Origin of the sequence: Heyndrickxia acidiproducens DSM 23148, from assembly GCF_000374345.1 — a bacterium.
Taxonomy (GTDB): Bacteria; Bacillota; Bacilli; order Bacillales; family Bacillaceae_C; genus Weizmannia; species Weizmannia acidiproducens.
Window position 1 is genome coordinate 15,037 of record NZ_KB894011.1, and the last position, 22,341, is coordinate 37,377.

At 39.9% G+C, this 22,341-nt stretch carries 27 protein-coding genes; 24 read left to right on the top strand and 3 right to left on the bottom strand.

Annotation, left to right across the window (positions count from 1 at the left end; all coding sequences use genetic code 11):
- Positions 1-3: 3 nt before the first annotated feature.
- Positions 4-1,725: a terminase large subunit gene (locus tag C232_RS0113035; protein ID WP_018664610.1), complete on the top strand. Its 1,722-nt coding sequence runs from the start codon at positions 4-6 to the stop codon at positions 1,723-1,725.
- Between the two features lie 49 nt (positions 1,726-1,774).
- Here the strand turns inward: C232_RS0113035 and C232_RS0113040 are convergent, their stop codons facing one another.
- The gene (locus tag C232_RS0113040) at positions 1,775-1,972 is read right to left on the bottom strand and encodes a hypothetical protein (protein ID WP_018664611.1); all 198 of its coding nucleotides are present in this window, start codon (positions 1,970-1,972) and stop codon (positions 1,775-1,777) included.
- Between the two features lie 69 nt (positions 1,973-2,041).
- On the opposite strand from C232_RS0113040, the gene C232_RS0113045 reads away from it, so the two are divergent.
- The 20 genes from C232_RS0113045 (at position 2,042) to C232_RS0113140 (ending at position 18,658) form a co-directional block, all read left to right on the top strand.
- A complete protein-coding gene (locus C232_RS0113045; RefSeq protein WP_018664612.1) occupies positions 2,042-3,259 on the top strand; it encodes a phage portal protein in 1,218 nt (405 codons plus the stop codon).
- The gene (locus tag C232_RS0113050) at positions 3,231-3,806 is read left to right on the top strand and encodes an HK97 family phage prohead protease (protein WP_018664613.1); all 576 of its coding nucleotides are present in this window, start codon (positions 3,231-3,233) and stop codon (positions 3,804-3,806) included. The genes C232_RS0113045 and C232_RS0113050 overlap by 29 nt, the downstream gene beginning before the upstream one ends.
- The gene (locus tag C232_RS0113055) at positions 3,799-5,238 is read left to right on the top strand and encodes a phage major capsid protein (RefSeq protein WP_018664614.1); all 1,440 of its coding nucleotides are present in this window, start codon (positions 3,799-3,801) and stop codon (positions 5,236-5,238) included. The genes C232_RS0113050 and C232_RS0113055 overlap by 8 nt, the downstream gene beginning before the upstream one ends.
- 6 nt (positions 5,239-5,244) lie before the next feature.
- Entirely contained in the window at positions 5,245-5,514 is a 270-nt protein-coding gene (locus C232_RS0113060) for a head-tail connector protein (protein WP_018664615.1), read from the top strand.
- A complete protein-coding gene (locus C232_RS0113065) occupies positions 5,492-5,824 on the top strand; it encodes a hypothetical protein (protein WP_018664616.1) in 333 nt (110 codons plus the stop codon). Before C232_RS0113060 ends, C232_RS0113065 begins: the two co-directional genes overlap by 23 nt.
- Positions 5,814-6,146, top strand: coding sequence for a hypothetical protein (locus C232_RS0113070; protein WP_018664617.1), 333 nt, complete (start codon positions 5,814-5,816; stop codon positions 6,144-6,146). The genes C232_RS0113065 and C232_RS0113070 overlap by 11 nt, the downstream gene beginning before the upstream one ends.
- Entirely contained in the window at positions 6,139-6,516 is a 378-nt protein-coding gene (locus tag C232_RS0113075) for an HK97-gp10 family putative phage morphogenesis protein (RefSeq protein WP_018664618.1), read from the top strand. The genes C232_RS0113070 and C232_RS0113075 overlap by 8 nt, the downstream gene beginning before the upstream one ends.
- Before the next feature lie 5 nt (positions 6,517-6,521).
- Complete coding sequence (locus tag C232_RS0113080; protein WP_018664619.1) at positions 6,522-7,154, top strand: major tail protein; 633 nt, start codon at positions 6,522-6,524, stop codon at positions 7,152-7,154.
- A 7-nt stretch (positions 7,155-7,161) separates the two neighbouring features.
- The gene (locus C232_RS0113085; protein WP_018664620.1) at positions 7,162-7,548 is read left to right on the top strand and encodes a hypothetical protein; all 387 of its coding nucleotides are present in this window, start codon (positions 7,162-7,164) and stop codon (positions 7,546-7,548) included.
- Between the two features lie 38 nt (positions 7,549-7,586).
- Positions 7,587-7,775 (top strand): hypothetical protein, encoded by a 189-nt coding sequence (locus C232_RS18670; protein WP_018664621.1) that lies wholly within the window; start codon positions 7,587-7,589, stop codon positions 7,773-7,775.
- A 14-nt stretch (positions 7,776-7,789) separates the two neighbouring features.
- Positions 7,790-10,759 (top strand): phage tail tape measure protein, encoded by a 2,970-nt coding sequence (locus C232_RS18675; RefSeq protein ID WP_018664622.1) that lies wholly within the window; start codon positions 7,790-7,792, stop codon positions 10,757-10,759.
- Positions 10,760-11,476 (top strand): phage tail family protein, encoded by a 717-nt coding sequence (locus tag C232_RS0113100; protein WP_018664623.1) that lies wholly within the window; start codon positions 10,760-10,762, stop codon positions 11,474-11,476.
- Positions 11,476-13,008 carry a phage tail spike protein gene (locus C232_RS0113105; protein ID WP_018664624.1) on the top strand — a complete coding sequence of 511 codons (1,533 nt, stop codon included), beginning with the start codon at positions 11,476-11,478 and terminating at the stop codon, positions 13,006-13,008. The genes C232_RS0113100 and C232_RS0113105 overlap by 1 nt, the downstream gene beginning before the upstream one ends.
- A gap of 1 nt (position 13,009) precedes the next feature.
- Positions 13,010-14,305 carry a glycoside hydrolase family 113 gene (locus C232_RS18680; protein WP_018664625.1) on the top strand — a complete coding sequence of 432 codons (1,296 nt, stop codon included), beginning with the start codon at positions 13,010-13,012 and terminating at the stop codon, positions 14,303-14,305.
- Between the two features lies 1 nt (position 14,306).
- Entirely contained in the window at positions 14,307-15,284 is a 978-nt protein-coding gene (locus C232_RS0113115; RefSeq protein WP_018664626.1) for a hypothetical protein, read from the top strand.
- 13 nt (positions 15,285-15,297) lie between these two features.
- Positions 15,298-15,579, top strand: coding sequence for a hypothetical protein (locus tag C232_RS0113120; RefSeq protein WP_018664627.1), 282 nt, complete (start codon positions 15,298-15,300; stop codon positions 15,577-15,579).
- A gap of 125 nt (positions 15,580-15,704) precedes the next feature.
- Positions 15,705-17,033 (top strand): hypothetical protein, encoded by a 1,329-nt coding sequence (locus tag C232_RS0113125; protein WP_018664628.1) that lies wholly within the window; start codon positions 15,705-15,707, stop codon positions 17,031-17,033.
- Positions 17,034-17,111: 78 nt separating this feature from the next.
- Positions 17,112-17,423 (top strand): hypothetical protein, encoded by a 312-nt coding sequence (locus tag C232_RS0113130; protein WP_018664629.1) that lies wholly within the window; start codon positions 17,112-17,114, stop codon positions 17,421-17,423.
- A gap of 91 nt (positions 17,424-17,514) precedes the next feature.
- On the top strand, positions 17,515-17,910 hold the full coding sequence (locus C232_RS0113135) for a phage holin family protein (RefSeq protein WP_018664630.1): 396 nt from the start codon (positions 17,515-17,517) through the stop codon (positions 17,908-17,910).
- 46 nt (positions 17,911-17,956) lie between these two features.
- Complete coding sequence (locus C232_RS0113140) at positions 17,957-18,658, top strand: N-acetylmuramoyl-L-alanine amidase (protein WP_018664631.1); 702 nt, start codon at positions 17,957-17,959, stop codon at positions 18,656-18,658.
- A 25-nt stretch (positions 18,659-18,683) separates the two neighbouring features.
- Here the strand turns inward: C232_RS0113140 and C232_RS19500 are convergent, their stop codons facing one another.
- Positions 18,684-19,640 (bottom strand): HIRAN domain-containing protein, encoded by a 957-nt coding sequence (locus C232_RS19500; RefSeq protein ID WP_018664632.1) that lies wholly within the window; start codon positions 19,638-19,640, stop codon positions 18,684-18,686.
- Positions 19,630-19,836: a helix-turn-helix transcriptional regulator gene (locus tag C232_RS0113150; RefSeq protein ID WP_018664633.1), complete on the bottom strand. Its 207-nt coding sequence runs from the start codon at positions 19,834-19,836 to the stop codon at positions 19,630-19,632. The genes C232_RS19500 and C232_RS0113150 overlap by 11 nt, the downstream gene beginning before the upstream one ends.
- A gap of 158 nt (positions 19,837-19,994) precedes the next feature.
- On the opposite strand from C232_RS0113150, the gene C232_RS0113155 reads away from it, so the two are divergent.
- The 3 genes from C232_RS0113155 to C232_RS0113165 all read left to right on the top strand — a co-directional run bounded on the left by C232_RS0113155 (position 19,995) and on the right by C232_RS0113165 (position 22,110).
- Positions 19,995-20,252, top strand: a complete 258-nt coding sequence (locus C232_RS0113155) for a hypothetical protein (RefSeq protein WP_018664634.1) — start codon at positions 19,995-19,997, stop codon at positions 20,250-20,252.
- Positions 20,253-20,336: 84 nt separating this feature from the next.
- Positions 20,337-21,545, top strand: coding sequence for an FtsK/SpoIIIE domain-containing protein (locus C232_RS0113160; protein ID WP_018664635.1), 1,209 nt, complete (start codon positions 20,337-20,339; stop codon positions 21,543-21,545).
- Positions 21,517-22,110 (top strand): replication-relaxation family protein, encoded by a 594-nt coding sequence (locus C232_RS0113165; protein WP_018664636.1) that lies wholly within the window; start codon positions 21,517-21,519, stop codon positions 22,108-22,110. Before C232_RS0113160 ends, C232_RS0113165 begins: the two co-directional genes overlap by 29 nt.
- Positions 22,111-22,341: the final 231 nt, after the last annotated feature.

Consider the following 22,341-nt stretch of genomic DNA (forward strand, 5'->3'; position numbering starts at 1 on the left):
TATGTGATAGAACGCGGCGTTAATTATGCGGATATTTTTGCAAAGAAAGTAAGGAAATCGCCTAAGAAATACCCGGATACCATTAAAAAAATGGTAGACCGTTATTATAAATGGAAAAAGCGGAAAGACATTTGGTTTGATGTTGATCGTGCTAATGAAATGATGGACTGGGTAGAAACCTTTGTCCGCCATACAAAAGGTGATTTAGCAGGTCAGCCGTTTATCCTGGAAGAATGGGAAAAATTCGCATATAGCTGGATTTACGGATGGGTTCATAAAAATGAAAAAGGCAAGGTTGTGCGTGTCACCCGGGAAGCATATATCCAAATTCCAAAGAAAAACGGGAAAACACTGCTTGCGGTTGGTGCCCTGGGCTATGCCATGTATGGGGAAGGCGTTTTAAGCGCAGATTGTTACTGCTGTGCATCTGATTTTCAACAGGCACAGTACGCTGCGAAGCCATTTGCAGCTACAATTTTGAACCATGATGCTCTTATGAATGCCTCGCATATCTACAAGGGGCCTAAAGGTACCGTTTCGTCCGTAACATATGACTATATTCATAATGAACTGGCTTATCAGAACCAGTTCATTGTTATGTCAAAAAACATAGACAGCATTGAAGGATCAAATCCACATTTTGTTTTGAATGACGAGCTTCACGCCCAGGAGAACATGGATCAATACGACAACTTCAAGTCGGCACAAATCTCCCGGGATGAGCCAATCATGTTCAATATTTCCACAGCCGGTAAAGGTTCATCCAGTGTTGGAATGCGGGTCTATAAAGAAGCAAAACAAGTCCTGAAAAATGATGATAATGACGCCAGCTTTGTGATGATTTATGAGCCAAATAAAAATTACGATTGGACAGATCGCAAAGTATGGGCCATGGTTAATCCTAATATTGGTGTATCTGTTACCATGAGTGCTCTTGAGACAGAATTTATTACTGCAGCACGTTCGGCACATAAGAAAGCCGAATTTTTATCTAAGCATTTAAATGTGTTTGTGAATGGGGCAGACAATTTCTTTGAACAAGATCAGGTTGAACATGTACTTGTAGATGACCTCGGGGACTTGACCGGGGAAACCTGCTATCTTGGGTTGGACTTGTCGAAAACTACAGACCTTACCTGCGTCAGTTTAAATTTTCCTACCTACAATGATGATGGAAAATCCATTTTGAAGGTGAAGCAAATGTACTTCATTCCAAATGCAGATATTGAATACCGGGAAAAAGAGGACAATGTGCCATACACTGATTTAGCTGAACGCGGATTTGTCCAGTTTTGTGATGGGAAGATGATCGACCAGGACCAGGTGCTAGAATACATCAAGGAATGCATGGACATTTATGACGTGCAGCAGCTAAATTATGACCCGGCTATGTCACAAAAGCTTATTGAGAAATGCGACAACTTAGGGCTTGAATGTGTGGCCGTTAACCAATATCCATCTGTCATGAATGCCATGATCGATGACGCCGAGCGGCTGATTTATGAGAAGCGGCTATTCACGGACAACCCACTTTTTATTTATTGCGCTTTAAATCTTGTGGTTGTCGAAAATATAAATGGCATGAAGGGCCCTTCCAAACGAATGAGTAAGAAAAAGATTGATGGATTTGTAGCGTTTTTGGTTGGTCATAAAGAAACCATGATGCTTATGGATGACCTAGACGAAAGTGGCCTGGATGATTTGATAAGTGAAATTTATAGATAGAAAAAAGTGACCCCAAATAATTATTTGAAGTCACCTTATCCTATTTTCATTAAATTCCTTTGAACTTAACACTCGGTCTAGGTGTTTGGTTTCGGAAAGCTTCTCGAATTTCTCCGATAACAGATGTGTACAAATCAGCAATTTCTTTGGGGGATTTTCCGGATAAATCCTGATTTTGTAAAAAAAGCATAGTTAATGCTTCGGTTTTAGTTCTCGGAAATGTGTCTAATCTAACATCATTTGACATATTTACACCTCCTTCCAATTACTATATTCGACAAGAAGTGAGGAAAATCCTACGAAAGGCGGTGAGAAATTGGGATTACGGGACAGGCTTTCAAATTTTTTATTGAGGAAAGTTGAAAAGCGCGGTTGGTTTGAAGATGTCTTTTCCACAACGCTCCGATACGGCGGCCGTTACGTCAACGATGAAAACATCTTAGAATCCAGTGATGTTTACGAGCTGTTGCAGGATATCAGCAATCAGATGATGCTGGCGGATATTGTTGTCGAAGACGAGAACGGGGAGGGGATCAAAGACCAATTCGCCGCACGGGTGTTAAAAAATCCAAACAACTATCTGACAGGAGCCGAGTTTTTAAAGCTGATGACAAATACGTATTTGCTCCAGGGCGAAGTGTTTCCGATTTTAAATGGGGACGAGCTGCATCTGGCGACAAATGTCTATACAGAACTGGATGACAAGCTGGTCGAACACTTTAAAGTGAACGGGAATGAAATCCCATCCTTTATGGTCCGGCACGTAAAAAACATTGGTACTAATCATTTGCGTGGTGTCGGTATTTTAGACCTCGGAAAAAACACGCTGGAAGGCGTTATGAGCGCCGAAAAAGTTTTGACAGATAAATATTCAAAAGGCGGATTTCTGGCCTTCTTGCTCAAACTGGACGCCCATATAAACCCGCAAAATGCGGCTCAATCAAAATTAATTAAAGCTATCCTGGATCAGTTGGAAGCAATTGACGAGTCCAGGACTGTAAAGATGATCCCTCTCGGAAAAGGCTATGATATTGAAACAATGCAAAGCCCCATAGATGACGAAAAAATATTGGCTTATCTGAATGTCTATAAAAAGGATCTTGGCAAGTTTTTGGGAATTAACGTGGAAACGTACCAAGCGCTTTTAAAAACGGATATCGAGAAGGCCATGATGTACCTACACAACAAGGCCGTAAAACCGATCATGCGAAACTTTGAAGACCATTTGAGTCTTCTTCTTTTCGGCCCAAAATCGGGCAAGCGAATAAAATTCAAGATTAATATTTTGGACTTTGTGCCGTATAGCACTAAAACAAACATCGGCTACAACATTGTGCGTACGGGCATTACAAGTCCTGACAATGTGGCGGAAATGCTCGGGTTTCCGAGGCAGAACACGCCGGAAACGCAGGCGATTTATATCAGTAATGACTTGTCGAAGATCGGGGAGAAAAAAGCAACTGACAATTCGCTGCAAGCTGACTACTTGAAGGGAGGTGATGGAAATGAAAACAAGGGAAATGAGGACATTTGACATCACCGGTCTTCAAAAGCGAGATGGGCTGAATGATCAGCCAGCAATGATCAGCGGGTATGCTTCCGTTTTTAACTCAAAAACATCCATTGGAGATTTCTTTGATGAGGTGATTGCACCTGGCGCATTTAACAAGTCGCTGGCAAACAACAGCGATGTACGGGCCCTGTTTAATCACAATTGGGACAAGGTGCTTGGCCGGACAAAAAGCGGCACGCTACGCCTTTTCGAAGACGACCGCGGCCTCAAGTTCGAAATTGACTTACCGGATACATCAGTTGCCCGAGACCTGGCGGAAAGCATGGCTAGGGGAGACATTAATCAATGTTCATTTGGATTTTTTGCAACTGGCGAAAACTGGGATTATACATCTGATCCGGCGCTACGGACCGTAACTGAGGTTGAACTCTATGAAATTAGCATTGTATCAATTCCGGCTTACGAGGATACAGAAGCCGCGTTGGTACGAAGTAAAGAGATTGATAAAGAAGTGGAACAACGCTTGAAAATATTAAACCAAATAAAAGGAGTTTTGGAAAATGAATAAAAAGTTACTGCTTGCCTTGCAAAAACGGAATAAAGCCCGCCTGGTAGAATTGCGCGGACGGTTAGAAAAAAATGAAGTTCGAGCGGATGATCTGACAAGCGTCCAGGAAGAAGTGCAGGCACTTGTTAATGAACTGCAGGACATTGCCGATACACTGGCTAATATGGAAGACGGTAACAATGGAGATGGTTCCAGTGATGGCTCCGGGGATAATACCAGCGGGGAAACAGGCGGAAGCGGATCCGGTGATGGTTCTGGGAATGGAGAAGGCCGGGATGGTGAGCCTGGTAATGAAGGGGAAGATAGTGCCGGTAAAGGCGACGAAGGCGGAGAAGGTGAAAGCGAAAACCGTTCTGCCGGGATTTCGTCCGAACAACGCGATGGTATTATGTCGCAAATTGCATCCGGCCTTTCCACGCGCGGACATAAATCTACGCAAACAAGGGAAAAAGAAATTCGATCCGCATTTGCAAACTTTGTTGTTGGCAATATCACGGAAGCAGAAGCACGTTCTCTTGGTGTTGAAGCTGGCAATGGTTCGGTAACAGTTCCGGAAGTCATTGCGTCCGAAATCATTACCTACGCGCAAGAAGAAAACTTGCTGCGTAAATACGGGACTACTGTCCGGACAAAAGGTGATGTAAAATATCCTGTTCTTGTTAAAAAAGCTGAAGCCAATGTCACGAAAACCGAACGTGGCGATTCTAATCCAATACCTGAAACAGAAATCGAATTCGACGAAATCCTGCTGGATCCAGCTGAATTTGATGCCTTGGCCACGGTCACGAAAAAGCTGCTTAAAATGTCCGGCGCTCCGGTTGAACAAATCGTCATTGATGAGCTGAAAAAGGCATATGTTCGTAAAGAAACCAACTTTATGTTTAACGGCGACGATGTTGGCAATGAAAACCCGGGCGCTCTCACGAAAAAGGCCGTTGCCTTTACTCCAAAAACTGCAGTTGACCTTTCAGCTGCAGATGCTGGCCAAAAAATGTATGACGCCCTGATCGAAATGAAGAACACGCCAGTCACGGAAGTCATGAAAAAGGGTCGTTGGATTATCAACCGTGCAGCCTTAACAGTCGTTGAAAAAATGAAAACAGCTGATGGGTTTCCTTTACTACGTCCAATGACGCAAGCGGAAGGCGGAATTGGCTCCATGCTCGTTGGTTACCCTGTGGACGTGACAGACGCAGCCGACAAGAAGGGCACACCTGATGTTCCAGTATTCTACTTTGGTGACTTTAAGCAGTTCCGAATCCAAGATGTAATTGGGGCAATGGAACTACAGAAACTGGTTGAAAAATATGCTGGCACGAATAAAATCGGTTTCCAAATTTACAACCTGCTTGATGGCCAACTGATTTATAGCCCATTTGAGCCGGCCGTTTACCGATATGAAGTCGCAGTTACCGCACCAGTAGCAGGGTAATAGCGTATGACTGATCAAGAGTATCTAGAAAAATTAAAATCGCATATGCATTGGGAAGAGGGCATGGATGAAACCATGCTCCCTTTTTACATTGTCCAAGGTAAAAAATATGTCCAAAAAGCTGTCGGTAAAGAAGTGGAATACTTAGTTATTATGTGTGCCGGAATTTTTTATGAATACCGTGTGGCTGAAAAAGAACTAGGCGCAGCATTAGACGCAATGACTCCCTTCTTTGTCCAGGAGGTGTTCAGCGATGTCGAAACGACAGACGAATAGCCTTAAGTGGACAGCTGATCTATTAAAACTTGGAGAAACCATTGATCCCGAAACGGACAGGCCAGTGTCAGGCTACTCAAAAGTTCGCGATCTGAAATACAACAATATCGGCATAACTGCAGCTGATAAATTCACTTTTAAAGATGCCCAGGAAATCATGAAAAAAATAGAAACTCGTCTTGACCGCATGGTAGAAAACAATCAAAAAGATTATCGGGTTAAAATTAATGATCGAATCTATGACATTGAACGAATCTATGTACGTGAATCAGATCGCGTAATGGAGTTGAGTTTATCCTATGCAGATTAATTTTCAGCAGCTGCGGGCGATTATGAAAGAATCGGGATTGCCTGTTTATCGGGATAGTGAACCAACAACTGCGGTTTATCCATACATCGTTTATGAATATGTCAATGAGACGCACGTACGTGCCTCAAATAAGGTTCTTAAATCCATACCACTTTATCAGATTGCCGTTATCACAAATGGCACCGAAACCGATTATGAGCCGTTAAAGAAAGTGTTTAATCAATATGGTGTTGTTTACAGCCAGTTTGAGGGCTACCCGTATGACGAGAATGACGCCACCATAACACAATTTATAACGAATGTGAGGTGCGTAAATGGCTAATCACAACGGATTTGCAGAAGCCCTTAAAGAAATCAATACACTATTAAGACTGAATAAAAGAGTTGAAATGGATGCTTTGGAGGAAGCGGCAAATTATTTTGTGGATAAATTAAAGCCCCGGATAAAAGCATCCGACAAAAATAAGAAGCATTTAAAGGACAGCTTGAAAGTGGTTGTTAAAGATGACCGGGTTTGCGTCGCCTTTGATGATGACGCCTGGTATTGGTATCTGGCCGAGCATGGCCATAAAAAAGCCAATGGAAAAGGCCGTGTCAAGGGTCAGCATTTCGTTCAGAACACATGGGATGCTGAAGGTGATAAAGTGGCGGACATTATGGCTAATAAAATAATTAAGAAAATGGAAGGATGATGAACATGGCAACCGAACGCAAAGAAATCCAGTACTCAGTCGGGATTGAGGATTTATATATTTGTATGATGAGTGGGTCTGAAACCGCGGATGCTATTCCAACTTATGATGCTGTTGTTTATCAGCAAACGAATATTTCAGATTTAACAATTTCAGCTACATCAACCAACTTTGTGAAATGGGCTAGTAATAAAAAGATCATCAATATCACGAAAAACACGGCGTTTGGGCTTGCTTTTAACTTAGCCGGCTTAAATCGAGAAGTTAAGGATAAAATTTTTGGAAAAACAAGAACTAAAGGAATTTCTTTTGAAAAAGCCATTGCAAAAGAATATCCTAAATTCGCAGTGGGTGCCATTTTCCCATTGAATGATGGGTCAAAACTAGCCCGTTGGTATCCACGTTGTACAGTAGCTCCAATTGAAGAAAGCTGGAAAACGCAAAATGAAGAAATGACCGTTGATGATATTACCTATACCATCACAGCGGATCCATTGTTATTTAATGATGTCACACAAGCAGAGCTGGATACGGGAGCTGCAGATGCTGCCGGTGTAACCGTTGCAGACTTTATGAAACAGGTAGTATGTGATGAGTCTCAAATCGCAACATTATTCCCAGGAACAACGGGGGCGTGATAAATAAATGGCCAGATTAAGTGATCTTGTAAATGTAAATATCAACCGGGATACGATTCGCATTCAAAATGCGCAGATACCTGTTATTTTTACGATGAAAAGTTTTCCTTATGTCGAAGAGGCCTATGGCAAGCCGTACCATGTTTTCGAACGGGATGTTAACCGCATGTTGGATAAAGGAAAAGTGACGCTCGGGAAAAGAGAAGTTAAACTGATGAACGCGCTTATTTATGCAATGGTTCGCAGTGGGGGAACCGAATGCACGCCAGCCGAGATTGAAAATGCTATTCCTTTATCCGATTTGCCGGCAATCTTTGAAACTGCATTTAATATTTTCAGTAACCAAAATTTCCAGGTTGAAGATGCGGAGAAGATTAAACAGGAAAAAAAGTAGAAAACATACTGACAAAACACAAAGGATCTCAGTCCGAATTGGATTGGGACTTTTACTTTTTTGTCGGTAATACGTTGCTTGGATTGAGTATGGATGATTTCTTTAATATCACACCTAACCATCTTTTAAAGCAATTCATCATGTTCCTTAAGTACAACAATCCGGATGCACTGAAAGACACAAAACCGAAACAAATTTATACGCTTGATCAAACGCCGTTTTTGTAAAGCGAGGTGAGAAAATGGCTGACAAGGAAAAAAACGTTGTCCTGAATTTTAAAATGGACGGCCAGGTTGAATATGCTGAAACACTTAAAGAGTTAAATATGATAATGAACAATGCGGCGAAAGAGTATAAAAATCATATTGCCGCGATGGGGAATGATGCGAGCGCAACGGACAAGCTACGGGCTGAAAAGAAAAAGCTTGAAATACAGATGGAAGCGGCCCAGAAACGGACTGCTAAATTGGCCGCAGAGTTTGAAGAAATGAGCAAAAACACCAATACCACATCCGGCCAGTTAAATAAGATGTACGGTAAGCTTTTGGACTCTGAACGTGCGGAATCGGCTTTGCAGAAATCCCTAGACCGTGTAAATGAAGGGCTTAGTGATGAAGCACAACAGGCGCGGGAAGCGCAAGATGTACTGGCTAAATTGAAAAATGAAAGTAAGCTCCTGGACTCCGAACAGAAAAATCTAACCAGTTCTTTTAAGCTGCAAAATGCGGAGCTTGGTGATAATGCAACTGAAGCCGAAAAAACAGAACTGGCCCAAAAACAGTTGACAAAGCAAATGGATCTAACCGATCGGGTTGTAAAAAATTTGGAGCAGCAACTGGAAGCAACGAAGAGGGTTTACGGTGACAATTCGATTGAAGTTAACCAGCTGGAAGCGAAAATTAATGACGCGAAAACGGCAATTGCAAAATTTGATAAAACGTTGGATGATGTTAAATCGAGCAGTGTAGCAGCCGGAGATGGAATGGCTGAGCTGGGCAAAAAGATTGATATTAATAATTTGCTTGAGGCAACTGAATTACTTCAGGGCGTTACGGATAAAATAATTGAGCTCGGACAAACGGGGATGGATTCAGCCCTACAGTTTGGTGATTCCCAGACGAATTTGCAGGCGAATCTTGGGCTAACCGGTAAGGAAGTAGAAAAACTAAATGGTGTGGTAAATGATGTGTTTAAGAATGGCGTCGTTGGGTCCATGGACGAAGCCACACAAGCAGTAGTTTTGGTCAAACAGAGCTTTGGAGATCTCAACAATACTGATTTAGAGAACTTAACAAATAAAATTACTACAATATCAAAGCGTACTGGAACAGATGTGCAAGAGAATATTAATGCTGCAAGCAAACTTATGCAATCATTTGGTATTTCGGGGGATAAAGCATTAGATTTGATAACGGCCGGATACCAGAATGGCCTGAATAAAAGCGGTGATTTTTTAGACACGTTGAATGAATACAGTCCGCATTTTAAGGCGGCAGGTTATAGTGCAGATCAAATGCTTCAAATCATAAAAAATGGCATGGAAAATGGGGCCATGAATACCGATAAGGCAGCTGATGCAGTCAAGGAATTTCAAATTCGACTAGGGGATGGAAGCTTTTCCAAAATTATGGGGAGCTTTTCAAAAGATACGCAGAGCACATTTGAAAAATGGAAAGATGGTAAAGCGACGGTTGCGGATGTCGCCAATTCCGTATCTAAGGATTTAAACAAAATGTCGCCCACAGAACAGCAGAAAGCATTATCCCTACTTTCTAGTCAGTTTGAAGATTTAGGCATTGACGGGGCGAAAGCGCTGTTTAGTGTTGGTGATGCGTTTAAAGATACAACCGGTAAAGCTGATGAAATGGCAAAAAAAACTCCAGGGGAGAAATGGCAATCATCTTTGCGGGAACTGCAGCAGTCCCTACTTCCAATTGGGCAAAACCTTGTGGATGCTCTAACACCGGTTGTTGAGATGCTTGCGGAAATGGGGGGTTGGTTTGGAAAATTACCTGGCCCGGTTCAAACATTTATTACTGTTTTTGGCGGCTTATTGGCGATTGCGGCCGCATTAACCCCGGTTATTATCGCCCTGGCTGTTGCCATTGGATCCCTCGATATAGCCTTGCTGCCGATTATTGCAGTTGTTGTTGCGGTGGCAGCGGCGATTGCGGGGATAGTCTTAGTAATTCAAAACTGGGGGAAAATAACGGACTGGATTAGCGAAAAAATAGGTGCTTTTGCTCCACTTTTACTAGGTTTATTAGGCCCCTTTGGGTTGCTTATCGGCGCAGGAATTGCCTTGTATAAAAACTGGGATACACTCAAAAATAAAGCTGGAGAATTAAAAGACAAGGTAGTTAACAAGGTTAATGAATTAAAAGAGGGATTTGTAAATAAAATTAATGATTTAAAAAATGGTGCCGTCGGAAAATTTAATGACTTGAAGACGAAAGCCGGCAACGCTGTATCTAGTTTTAAAAATAATGTTATTAACAAGGCAAGTGAATTGAAAACTGGCTTTGTCAATAAGGCTAATGATTTAAAAAATGGTGCCGTCAATAAATTCAATGATTTAAAGACGAAAGCGGGTAATTCGATCAGCAGCTTGAAAAATAACGTGGTAGGAAAAGTCAATGATTTGAAAAGCAGCTTTGTTGATAAAGTAAACAGCTTAAAGAATAGCGCAGTAAGCAAATTTAATGATTTGAAAACTAAAGCTGGGAGTGCCATGAGCCAGGCAAAAAATAAAATTGTGGCTCCGATTGAGTCTGCTAAAAATAAGATTTCTGGCATAATCAGCAGGATAAAGGGATTTTTCTCCGGATTACATTTAAAAATTCCGAAGATCAGCTTACCGCCGATGCCACATTTCAATATCAGCGGCAAGTTTTCACTAAAACCGCCGAGTGTGCCGAAGATTTCTGTTGACTGGCGGGCGAAAGGCGCCATTTTCACTGAGCCAACAATTTTTGGCGTTAATAATGGCCGGCTGCAGGGTGCTGGCGAAGCTGGGCCGGAAGCAGCACTTCCGTTAAATGATGAAACACTTGGAGCAATCGGCAAAGGGATTGCAGACAGTATGAATCTTGGAAGTAAAGGACCAGTTTATCTACAGATTGACGGAAAAACGTTCGCGCAAATTATCGGTGATTATACGGATGCAGAGGGTGGCGTTCGGATTCGGAGAAAAGACAGGGGGCTAGCATAGATGTACGGCATTACATTTAATGGCAAACACTCCTATCGTGACATGGGTTACACTATGCCCCCTGATGGCAGGGAAATTGGTTTTCCTGCCAAAGAAAAAATTGTCGTTAGAGTGCCTTACTCCAATACTGAATATGATTTTAGTGAAATTTATGGGTCCCAAGTGTATGGATCTCGAACGCTGAAATTCACATTTAATGTTCTTAAGTGGGGAAACTGGACACCTGAAGCTCTACAGGTTGAAAAAACGAAACTGATTAATTGGTTAATGAATAGCCACGGAAGGCAAAAGCTGTATGATGATGTCATGCCTGGCTATTATTATTTGGCGGAAGCCGAAAGCGATACTGATTTTCAGGACGATTTTGAGACTGGAACGCTGACAGTAACATTCAGAGCATATCCATTTATGATCTCTGAACTTCCAGAAGGAAATGATATTTGGGATGATTTTAATTTCGACTTAGACGTTGCACAGGATGTCAGTTTCAATGTGAGTGGTTCTTTGACTGTCACATTGATTAATTCTGGAGCGCCTGACGTTATTCCGGAAATTACTGCATCAAATCAAATGATAATTGACAAAGACGGTGTGAAGTACACTGTTACATCTGGAAAAACTAAAGACCAAGATTTTGTACTAAAATCAGGTGAAAATAACCTTGAAATAAGTGGAACGGGGACAATCTCCTTTAAGTTCTATAAGGAGCTGATTTGATGTATAAGGTCACAATTGTAAATGATGGAATAGAGACAATAATTCACGGTGCCAACGTAAATGGTTTGAAATTAGCAACCGGGATTGTAAAAAAAGAAATCAATGCTATTGATTCATTTAATTTTTCTTTCTATATGGGCAACCCGGGCTATGGAAAAATAAAACCTTTGAAAACGTTGATCCGCATCCTGAATATGAAAACAGGGAAATATGAGTTTGAAGGTCGCGTACTGGGTCCGAGTGAAAGCATGGATGACTCCGGACTGCATAGCGCGGCATATGACTGTGAGGGCGAGCTCGGATATCTCCACGACAGTATGCAGCGGCACCTTAAATTCCGTGGATCCCCGGAAGATTTGCTTAAAACAATCATTGAATATCACAATTTACAAGTTGAAACTTACAAGCAGTTTCAGGTTGGCCAGGTGACGGTTACGGATCCGAATAATTACATGTATCTTTACTTATCAGCTGAAAAGGATACCTTTGACACGATTAAAGAAAATTTGATTGATAAATTAGGTGGCGAACTTCAAATTCGAAAGGAAAATGGGGTTCGCTTTTTAGATTATTTGGTAAGCATCGGCGAGGAAAAGAGTACTGAAATCCGGATTGCTAAGAACTTAATTAGTATTAGTCGGGATATAGATCCAACTCAGATAATCACACGTCTTACACCTCTAGGCGCCAGGATCGAATCAGAAAATAAATCTGATACAGATGCATCTGAAGCACGCCTCACCATTGAGTCGGTGAATAATGGCAAACCATACATTGATTCGCCAGCACTAATTGCGGAGTTCGGAATTCAGGGTGGATCCGTGACATGGGATGACGTAACACAAGCAAGTAATCTTTTATCTAAAGGTAAGGCTTTTTTTTCGACACAGACAACCGCCTTAATACAGTATCAATTGTCAGCGCTGGATTTATTTTTGATTGGGCTTGATATTGATCAATTTGATGTTGGCAACTCATACCCGGTCATTAATCCTATAATGGCCATAAATGAACGACTACGGGTGGTTGGGAAACAGCTGGATATTAACAACCCACATAATGCGGCTCTGACAATCGGAGATAAGTTTAAAACATTAAATGAATACCAGTCGGAAATGAACGCATCGGCCAAAAGAATTACTGAATTGCAGATTACGGTTAACCGGCAGATGCAAACGATAGGTAGCCTAAAAACTGAATTAGAGTCGGTAAACGCAGCAGTAACGAGTGTGCAACAGTCAATTTCAGAAAGCGATATTCCGGGTTTACAACAAGCGGTAAATGATCTGCAATCAGCGGTAAATGATCTGAATCAAACTGTAGATGGGATACCGACATATAATTTAGCGACATCGACAGCAGACGGGCTTATGAGCAAAGATGACAAAGGCAAACTCGATTTAATTACAGTCCTAAGCACCATTGATTTGGATGCTTTAAAAGCAAAATTAGATCTTATTACCGTTATAAAAGCTGTGGACTTGGATGACTTGGTTAATAGAGTTGTAGCCTTGGAAGGAGGGACTGCTTAAAATGGCAATACCAAGCGTAATTAAAGACTTAGCAAACAAGGTTAGAACAGCAGTTTACGGAAAAGATGTACGCGAATCCATTGCGAAGAGCATGGAGACTACGAGCGATGTAGCGGATCAAGCGAAGACGGCTGCTGAGTATCAAATCGGTCGTGTTGATAATCTGATAAGAAACAACCCTCAGCCAAGCGAAGTTGTGGACTTAAGATACGATACTGAAGGTGTAGAGCATCCCACAGCAAGCGCCAGGGCAGCATCTGATTATAATAAAGTTACCGCGCAGTTGGCGGAAACTTCTTCACAGCTAAATGTTTTAAATCAGACTGTCTTGCCACATAAATTGACTTATAAAACTGTTTCTATCACAACAGGTATGTATGGTACTCAAAAACCAGGCATGACAAGTTGGCAACATATTGCAAAACAAGGGGCACATGCAACTTTGTGTGTGATGGTTAATGTCACAAGCGACACTGACGTAAGCCCTCAAATGATTCCGGACGATTTGTTTAATAGCACATTGCTAGATGCAAAAAGTAATAATGTGCCGATTGATATGGTAAAGCTTCATATCGGTTTGAATTGGAGTGACGGATACGATAGAGGAAATTACCATATAACAGGCGATGATGTTGCCACATTTTTCACTAACTGGCAATCAATTTGTTTGCATTATGCCGATTTATGTATAAAAAATGATATTCCTCTCTTATGTGTGGGCTGTGAGCAATACAATCAGACGCACAATAGTCTGATAAGCTACTGGCAAGCATTAGTAGACGCTGTGAGATCAGCATACCCATCGTTGAAACTTTTATATGCTCCGAAATGGTGGGAAGCAGTCGATGCTGAAAAACAACAAATTCATAGCTTGATGGACTATATCGGAGCAAATTGCTATTTATGTTATCAGCAAGAGCCACTATCTGAGAAAACACCAATTATAGATGAAATTACAAAAGCCTTTTACTATCAATATAACGGAGTAAATTATGCTGAAGCACTTCAAAACTTATCAATTCAGTTGAATAAAAAAGTGTTTATAACAGAAATAGGTTGTATGCCGATTGATACGGGATTGCAGTCGGTTACACCTCCAAACTACAGTACGGCTACTCAAAATTATGATGCAGTCACATGGTTAATGAAAGCAGCTTTTTCAACGTTATTCAGATTGCAATGCATAGACGGCTTCGCATGGTGGCACGTAGACTCACCATTTAAATATTTTAATGATAGTGAGACAACAACAGCCGAACAGTTTATGATCGACTATGTGAAAGGCGGATTGATTTAAATTGTCATTGGATGAACGAAAAATTTTAACAAGTGATAACCATAATTCAAACGGTAATCCCCATACACAATACACAAACTTTATTAGTTTTACGACCCCGCAATTTAGTTCTGTTGGATTTGTAAAGATATTTGATTGCCCTATTCAGGCAGATTTGAGTACCATTGATGAGTCTAGCCGGACATTATCGAGACTATCATTTACGGCAATCGTATCTGATGAATCCAGCGATGCTGATTATCAAGAAAAATGCTTTTTAGATGTAAAGTTTAGGATAAAAAGTTCAACATCAGGGGTGGTAGCAAAAATAGCGACTACACCACTTTCACATTCACAAGGGATGCAAATTTACGCTACATTGTGCTATAAGCAAATAAGTAATGATCCTCTTATTTATCAGGTGCAGGTATATGTATATGTTCCGGTTATATATACCCACTTACGTTTTGTATTTCTTGATTTTTACACTCGTAACATGCCAGATGACGCACAAAATCCATTTTCTATTTTAAATGAGTATGCAGTTAGCGGATCAGAAAACGTTAACGTGTATAACCGTATAAATGGTTTTCTCGGGCAAAACATTTTAAACTCATCAATTATTACGTCCATGCCCTCAGATTATACACAGATCAGTACTTTGTACGATCAAAATGACAAAATGACTTATACTGGGGGATTAAATATGTCCATCTACCCGGAAACTCGATACATTTTAGTCGGCGCTTCGAGCAAGCAAACATTAACAACAATAATGATTCATAATTTCAACAGGGATGATGCCCGTGTTCCAGAGGTTACATTAATTTTCTATAATACACAAACACAAGTTGTTAATACGGGAAACATTGATACTTCGGAAACACCTTGGGGAATAGTACTTAAAGGTAGAGCAAATGCTGTCCCAACAGGAAAAGGAGACACGTTAACTCTTAGATTTAACGGAACAAAGTGGATTGAAATAGCAAGGAATTTTTAAGGAGGAAGATAAAATGGCATTAAGTAAACATTATTCAAAGATTGTATTTGGGCAAGAAATAAATTTTGAAAATGCTTATTTCCAAATTACTTATTTTTCAGGACTTAAAGAAGTCGCACTCCAGCTAACTGTGTATGATTCAAGTGCAAAAGAAAATGTAATTGACCAACTGACGTTTTCTTTTATTCCTGGTTATTCGAATTCTGCTAAAAACATATTAATACAAGGATACGAGTATTTAAAAACACTGAATGAATTTGAAAACTCGATCGATGTGTTGGAAGGCGGTGTATAGGTTAAGAATCATTATTCCTGTACATTTTTATAAAAAGGTCTGTCACAATTTTAAGCTTTGGTATTTCATTTGCAAAAAATTAGTGTAAAATATAAGCGACTATATAGAAATTGAGGTGACACCCTTTGCTTGGAGTAATTTTTAAAAAGGCTTTTATTTTAAGCTTTATTTTGCTTTTATTTATGTTAGTTGCAAAGAAAATGCTTTTACAACTATATATTTTGGTGGGTGAAAAAAGCTTTTTTTTATTTTCAAACAGCTATGCTCTAATATTAATGCTAATAATGATAACTGTTTTAGTTTTTAAAAAAATCGCATTTGCGAAGAACACTGAAATTTCCATTTACTATGCTCCATTATTATTATTAGCATCATTAATAGGAATTTTTTTGGTATCATCATTATACAACGGCTCAACTGCATTTAGTTATCAGCATATGTTTTGGATAATATTTAGTTCTTACTTTAGCACAATATTTGTTTTGCTTACTGCATCTTTAAAAATCAACTTTTTAAATTATAAGGTAATGAGCAAGATTACTATTTTTTTCTCCATGTTTCAATGCGCATTAGGAGTATATCAGTATATTACATTAAACCCAATCTTTGCAGTGAATTATAAAGGTGAATCAGTTTTAAATCCCATTTTTTATTTAAATGGGACAAGCTCATCAAATGACTATTTTTTAGCACTAGGTGCTAAAATAAGAGCATTTGGAATGACAGATAGTGGGCTAACGCTTGGTCTATTTGCTTTGCTATGCCTTTCAATTCTGATGTTTAAGAAAATGAACCGTCTCAAAAAATTGTTATTAGTACTGTTTCTCATATCCGCAGTTTACATGACCCTTACACGTATAGTATATTTAACTTTATTTTTACTACTAATTTATATGTTTTTGTTAAGGAAAAATCAAATTAAAACGGCTAAATTTATTTACTTTTGCTCATTATTAATCCAAGTAACATATCCGCTGTTCATATATAAGGTAATAAACATTATACTTGGTATATTGAGCAGTCACACATTTATCACCATTGGCAGCAGAATATCAGGATATAGTTATTTCTTGCAAAATGTACATCTTGATATAATCAAAACTTTATTTGGTTCAAATTATGTGAGCCATACTGTTGACTTTAATACATCTTTCACGGTAGATAATGAATTTTTAAAAATATTTTTAGATATTGGGATAGTTGGTTATATAATAGTTATGTTTATTTTTACTTATTACCTTTTTGATGCACTGAATTGTTCGAAAAATGCACGATATAATGTAAGTTTGTATAAGGGGTTAGTTTGTTTTTTATTAACATTTCCGTTTTTGGGGATAGTAAATGTTGGTAACTATTTCTACTTTCCATGCTTGCTTTTGCTTCTCTTATCTAAATACAACATTGAAAATGAAAACCAAAGTGTTACCGCGCAGTTGGATCATACTGCGCGGTAAAAAATTCAGGATTTTTGCAGGAATAGCATTCTTTTATGTCGAATAGTCGAATATAGGCAGGTGAAGGAGGGATATATTTTGAATAAAACAATAGCAAATCATACTATAGGATTATATTTACTCGCTGTCAATGGGTTATTAGACAAGGGTAAAAAGGAAAAATTAGATGATATTAATAAAGCGTTAGAGAAAAAAACAGTATTTGATATCTTAGAGGCTAAATACGGTGATGTTCAACCTTTTGATTTTATTGAAAGAGATCAAGTGCATGAATTACTTTATGAAATGTGGGCCACTTTTGAAGGAGAAGAAAGTCGGAAGTTTTGGGTTAATGACAATGGATTATGTTTATTGGTAGCTTATTTAAATGAATTAATTGTTAAATATTAAGCACTCCTAACAGGGTGCTTTTTCTTATGCTCAAAAACAAGGAGGCGGATCAAAAATCTAAAAAAATAAATACCAAAAGGGGAAAATGAGAATGGACAAACTATACAAAACAATACTAACAACTGCGGGAGCAGTAATCGGCTATCTGTGGGGTGCATCCCCATTGTTGCTGGTACTGCTTCTTTTTGTGGTCTTTGACTACATTACTGGCATGCTCGCGTCAGCTGTGGAAGGAAAATTAAGCAGCAAAGTCGGGTTTAAGTCGATACCTAAAAAGATTGCCATTTTTATCATCGTTGCAATGGCAAACCAGTTGGATGTATTGCTCGGCAGCGGGAACGCCATGTTTCGGGATGCGACCATATTTTTTTATTTGTCAAATGAGGTTCTAAGTATTGTAGAAAACGCTGGGCGGATCGGGTTACCGATCCCAAGCCAGATCACAAAAGCCATTGAAGTTTTAAAAGGGAAGTCGGGCGACAGCTAAGCTGTGGCTCTTTTATATTACAAAATTTAAAGGAGATGTCTTTCTAATGACAAAAATTGTAGTTATTGATCCAGGGCATGGCGGTAAAGATCCAGGAGCAAGTGCAAATGGGCTCAAAGAAAAAGATATTGTTTTAAAAATATCCAAATATGCAAAGGCAGCACTTGAGAACAATTATGAAGGCGCAAAAGTTTATTTAACACGTTCTACAGATGTATTTGTTGAGTTAAGCGAGAGAGCCAATTTTGCCAACAAGAAAAAGGCTGATCTATTTGTATCCAATCATGTGAATGCTGGCGGTGGTACAGGCTTTGAGTCGTATGTTTATACATCTATAAATGGTGGGAGCACAGAAAAAATGCGGTCTGCTGTACATTATGAAGTAAAAAAAGTTTATAATGGTTTCAAAGATCGCGGCAAAAAGAAAGCTAATCTTGCGGTAGTTAGGGAAACAGCTATGGAAGCTATGCTACTTGAACATTTGTTCATCGACACAAAAAAAGATGCTAATTTCCTCAAATCTGATGCCAACCTTAAAAAGGTTGCTGCAGCAGAAGCAAAAGGAATTGCAAAAGCATTAGGACTAAAAGCAAAGTCAAAACCGGTCGCAAAGCCTTCACCTTCTAGCGGCGGTAGCAATAATTTATATAAGGTCCAGTTAGGAGCATTTGCTAGCAAAGCAAACGCTGAAAAATTGGTTGTCGAATTGAAGAAAAAGGGATATAAGGCATATATAGATAAAGAATAAACAAAAGCCCTCGCATCCGCGGGGGCTACTCTTCTTCCTTCAAAATTAATGTAATTTCCACTCCCAGTGTGAGCTCCTTAACCACTACAATGTCTTTATCTTTTTCAAAATCATAGTCAATTTCCTTTGTTTTCCCGCCCACAAAACTGGCCGCTATTTTATCAATTAAACCGTCGTCTAATAATTTCCCTACTTGGACGTTATTATCTTTGGGCACGTATCCGATATGAAACTGCTTATCATTTAGATTGGCCATTACTTTTATTGCATTTTGGTCAAATTCATTGTCCAGATCTTTTTCAAAAGATACATAATCACCGAACATTACATCCTCAAATTGTGAAACTTCGGCCATGTATTCCAAGATATCTTTATTGGTCCATCCGCCAAATGACTCAACATCTTGTTCTTTTGCAATCTCCCGAGCGATCCGGCGCAAAAGGGGCTGAATTTCCTTCCCTTTATCATTTTCAAATGTCACACCAGCAACATTAAAAGTGATGGATTTCTTTTTGGGCTGCGGTTTCGGAGCGGGATCCTCACTAACTTCCGGTTCCTGGACAATGGGTTCCGGAGCAGGTACGAGTGCCGAATCTTCGATCTCATCTTTTTCTTCAGCCGGTTTTGCAGGAGCATCTGCAATAGCTGCGGCCGTTGGGATTATGTTCCGAACCTCTTTTTCTTTGTTTTTCACCATTCTTTTGTACTGTTTAAACTCGGATTTCATAACCTTAAATTTTTCCCCGGTTGCAACGTTCTTCACCAAACATGTTTTGATGACAGACTCTTTAATTGCCAGGTAGATCAGTAGCAGCCAAAGGGATAGCGTAAACGTGGGTAAAAATAACAGGATGGCCGCCACTGTTAACCCGATATCCAACCCCGAATTCAATCTCCTTAACACCAACCGTTTACCGGCTGCGGCTTGCGCCTGTTGCATTTGCTGCATCCTCTGCAATGATGCGATTGTGTCAAAGCTCATTTTCATCATCCTCCTTGTATAGATCATCAACCTTCACATTAAGCAGCTTCGCCAATTTAAAAGCCTTTTCCACTGTCGGGTACGACCTCCCACTAATCCAGTTTGATAATTGTGTCGGTGAAACTCCTAGCTCTTTAGCTATGTACTTTTTCTTGTATCCTGCTGCATCAATTATCTCTCCTATCCGGCTTTTCATCAACTCACCTCTATAACTTTATTCGGCAGCTTATCCGAAATTCCTTTCAAATTAAAAGTTAAAGGAAAATCAAAATAAAATTTAAAGGACAAGGTAAGTTCTTAAACATAATGTCATAAGCATAGAAGCAAGAAAAGCAAAAGGAGTGAAAAAAAGAAATGACGATTGAAACGATTCCCTTTAAAACATTCATGGCCGAGCCTGTACTTGGATATGCTTCGCCGCATTTTACAACCATGTTGGACGGCGGTCTGACCTTTTTCTGTGGCTTAGGTGTCTGCCTGCTTGGTTTAACATTCCTAGAAAAATGTGGGGTAAAAATTAATGAAACGCGTCTTGCATGGCTTATGCGCGCGGGGGTTCTTGCGAGTTTTGGTTTTTTCTTGCTTAAGAATGCTCTATGGAAATTGTTTTAGCTAGAAATTGCGTGCGTATATGCGTTTTTCAGATTTATTAGGTGTTTTAGCTTGTACAAAAATATACGGATGGAGGGTAACGAAATGCTCGAATATCTCGCATTTCCACTTGCCGCGTTTGCTGTTGCAACCTTGCCAAGTGTGCCGGAAAGTGATAAGAAAAAAATCAAAAAAATTTTTGAGAATGTGGGCTATGGTATCCGGAAAAAAGATCAGTTTCAAACACCAAAATTTGCAAAAAAGAATCCGATTATGGACGGTGAAGAAAGAATCGGAACAAAATATTCTTTTTCTGTCCCTTTGGGTTTGCCGGCCACCAAAATGAAACAATTTGAGAAGGAAATGAATATATTTTCGGATGGGTTGAAAAAGCCTGTGATCATCGAATTCAACAAATTTCTAAACATAAGCGTGTATGACAAAGAGATACCGGCCATGTTTCCATATGGAGAGGTGCCGGAAAAGAAAGGCTGGGTCATACCTCTTGGCCGTTGGCTTGATGGAATGGTTTGGCATAATTTCGATCATACCCCGCATATGACCACGGCCGGCACGACAAGGTTCGGGAAAACAGTGTTTTTAAAAACGGTCATGACTTACTTGATTGAGCACCATCCGGAAGATGTCGAATTTTACATCATTGATTTGAAAGGTGGCTTGGAATTCAGCAGGTTTGAGCGGCTGGAACAAGTGAAAGGTGTTGCATCCGATTCAGTGGAAGCGGCTGGACTGTTAGGCGAGATAATGGAGCAGGTTCAAAGAGACTATATGATATTCAGAAAGAAATACTGGTCCAATGTGGTGGATACGCCATATCGGAAGCGCCGTTTTATCATAGTTGACGAAGCAGCCCAGCTGGCCCCTGAAAAATGGATGGGCAAAGAAGAAAAGAAATTACTTGGATTTTGCCAGCATGCCCTCGGGGAAATTGCTCGGATTGCCGGCGCGCTTGGTTATAGGCTGATCTATGCGACACAGTACCCAACAGCCGACACATTGCCACGGCAGATAAAGCAAAATTCAGACGCAAAAATCACGTTCCGGCTGCCGTCCGGATATGCTTCACAAGTCGCTATAGATGATAAGGGAGCCGAGGAGTTGCCATCTGATGTAAAGGGTAGAGCACTGTTTAAGACACATGAAATCAAAGAATTACAGGTTCCTTATATAAGCAATAAAGAAATGTGGGAACGGCTCGAGAGATACCAAAAACCTATTCGATTGGAAGGGGAGGCTGAAAATATTGTTGAGGAAACAGCAACGCATGGAACAAATCTTGTTGAGTTTAGATAAACTGGGCTTTGCAACCAGGACGCAACTTCAGCAGATACATGATTTAGGTAGCACACGGAATGCACTGGACGTACTAAAGCGAATGGGTGAATACTTGCAAGTGAAGCGCCACGCGCCCCGGAATAACGTGAATGTTTATTACTTAAACCAAAAGGGACGGGAACTGATTGGGAGCGAAAAGGAAAGAAAATACAGTCTCGAGACTGAACATTTTTTGATGCGAAACGATATGTACATCTATTATGGTTTCCCGGATGATTTCCAAATTGAAAGGGACGTTGCATTTCAGAGTGGCCTTGCAAAAAAAGTGATTAGGCCGGATGCCAGGTTCAGTAAAGATGGTACAATTTATTTTCTAGAAGTGGACCGCACGCAGAATATGACCACAAATAAAAAGAAGATAGCGACATACGCGGAATTAAGCCCGCTGATCACTATCCAATACAAGAAATGCCCGATAATTATATTTTACACATCCATAGCTGCAAGAAAAGATACAATTGAAAAATTGTGCAGAGCTGCAAAATTGAATGTTGAGGTGAAAACACCACAGGAAATCAGGTGAGAAAATTGCCCGATAAGCTGCCCGATTTTTGCCCGATTTTCCATCATGATTTATGATTCTGTTTGATGAACATAATCAATAAAAAGCCGCAAAATCAACGTTTTTGAATCAATAAAATACGTTTTTCTTCTATAGTATATGTTCCGTACACAAGTGCACCAATGGGAAAGAGACCAATACCTGCAAATGTATTAATAAACGAAACCCCTTGAAGTGTAAGGCTTTGAGGGG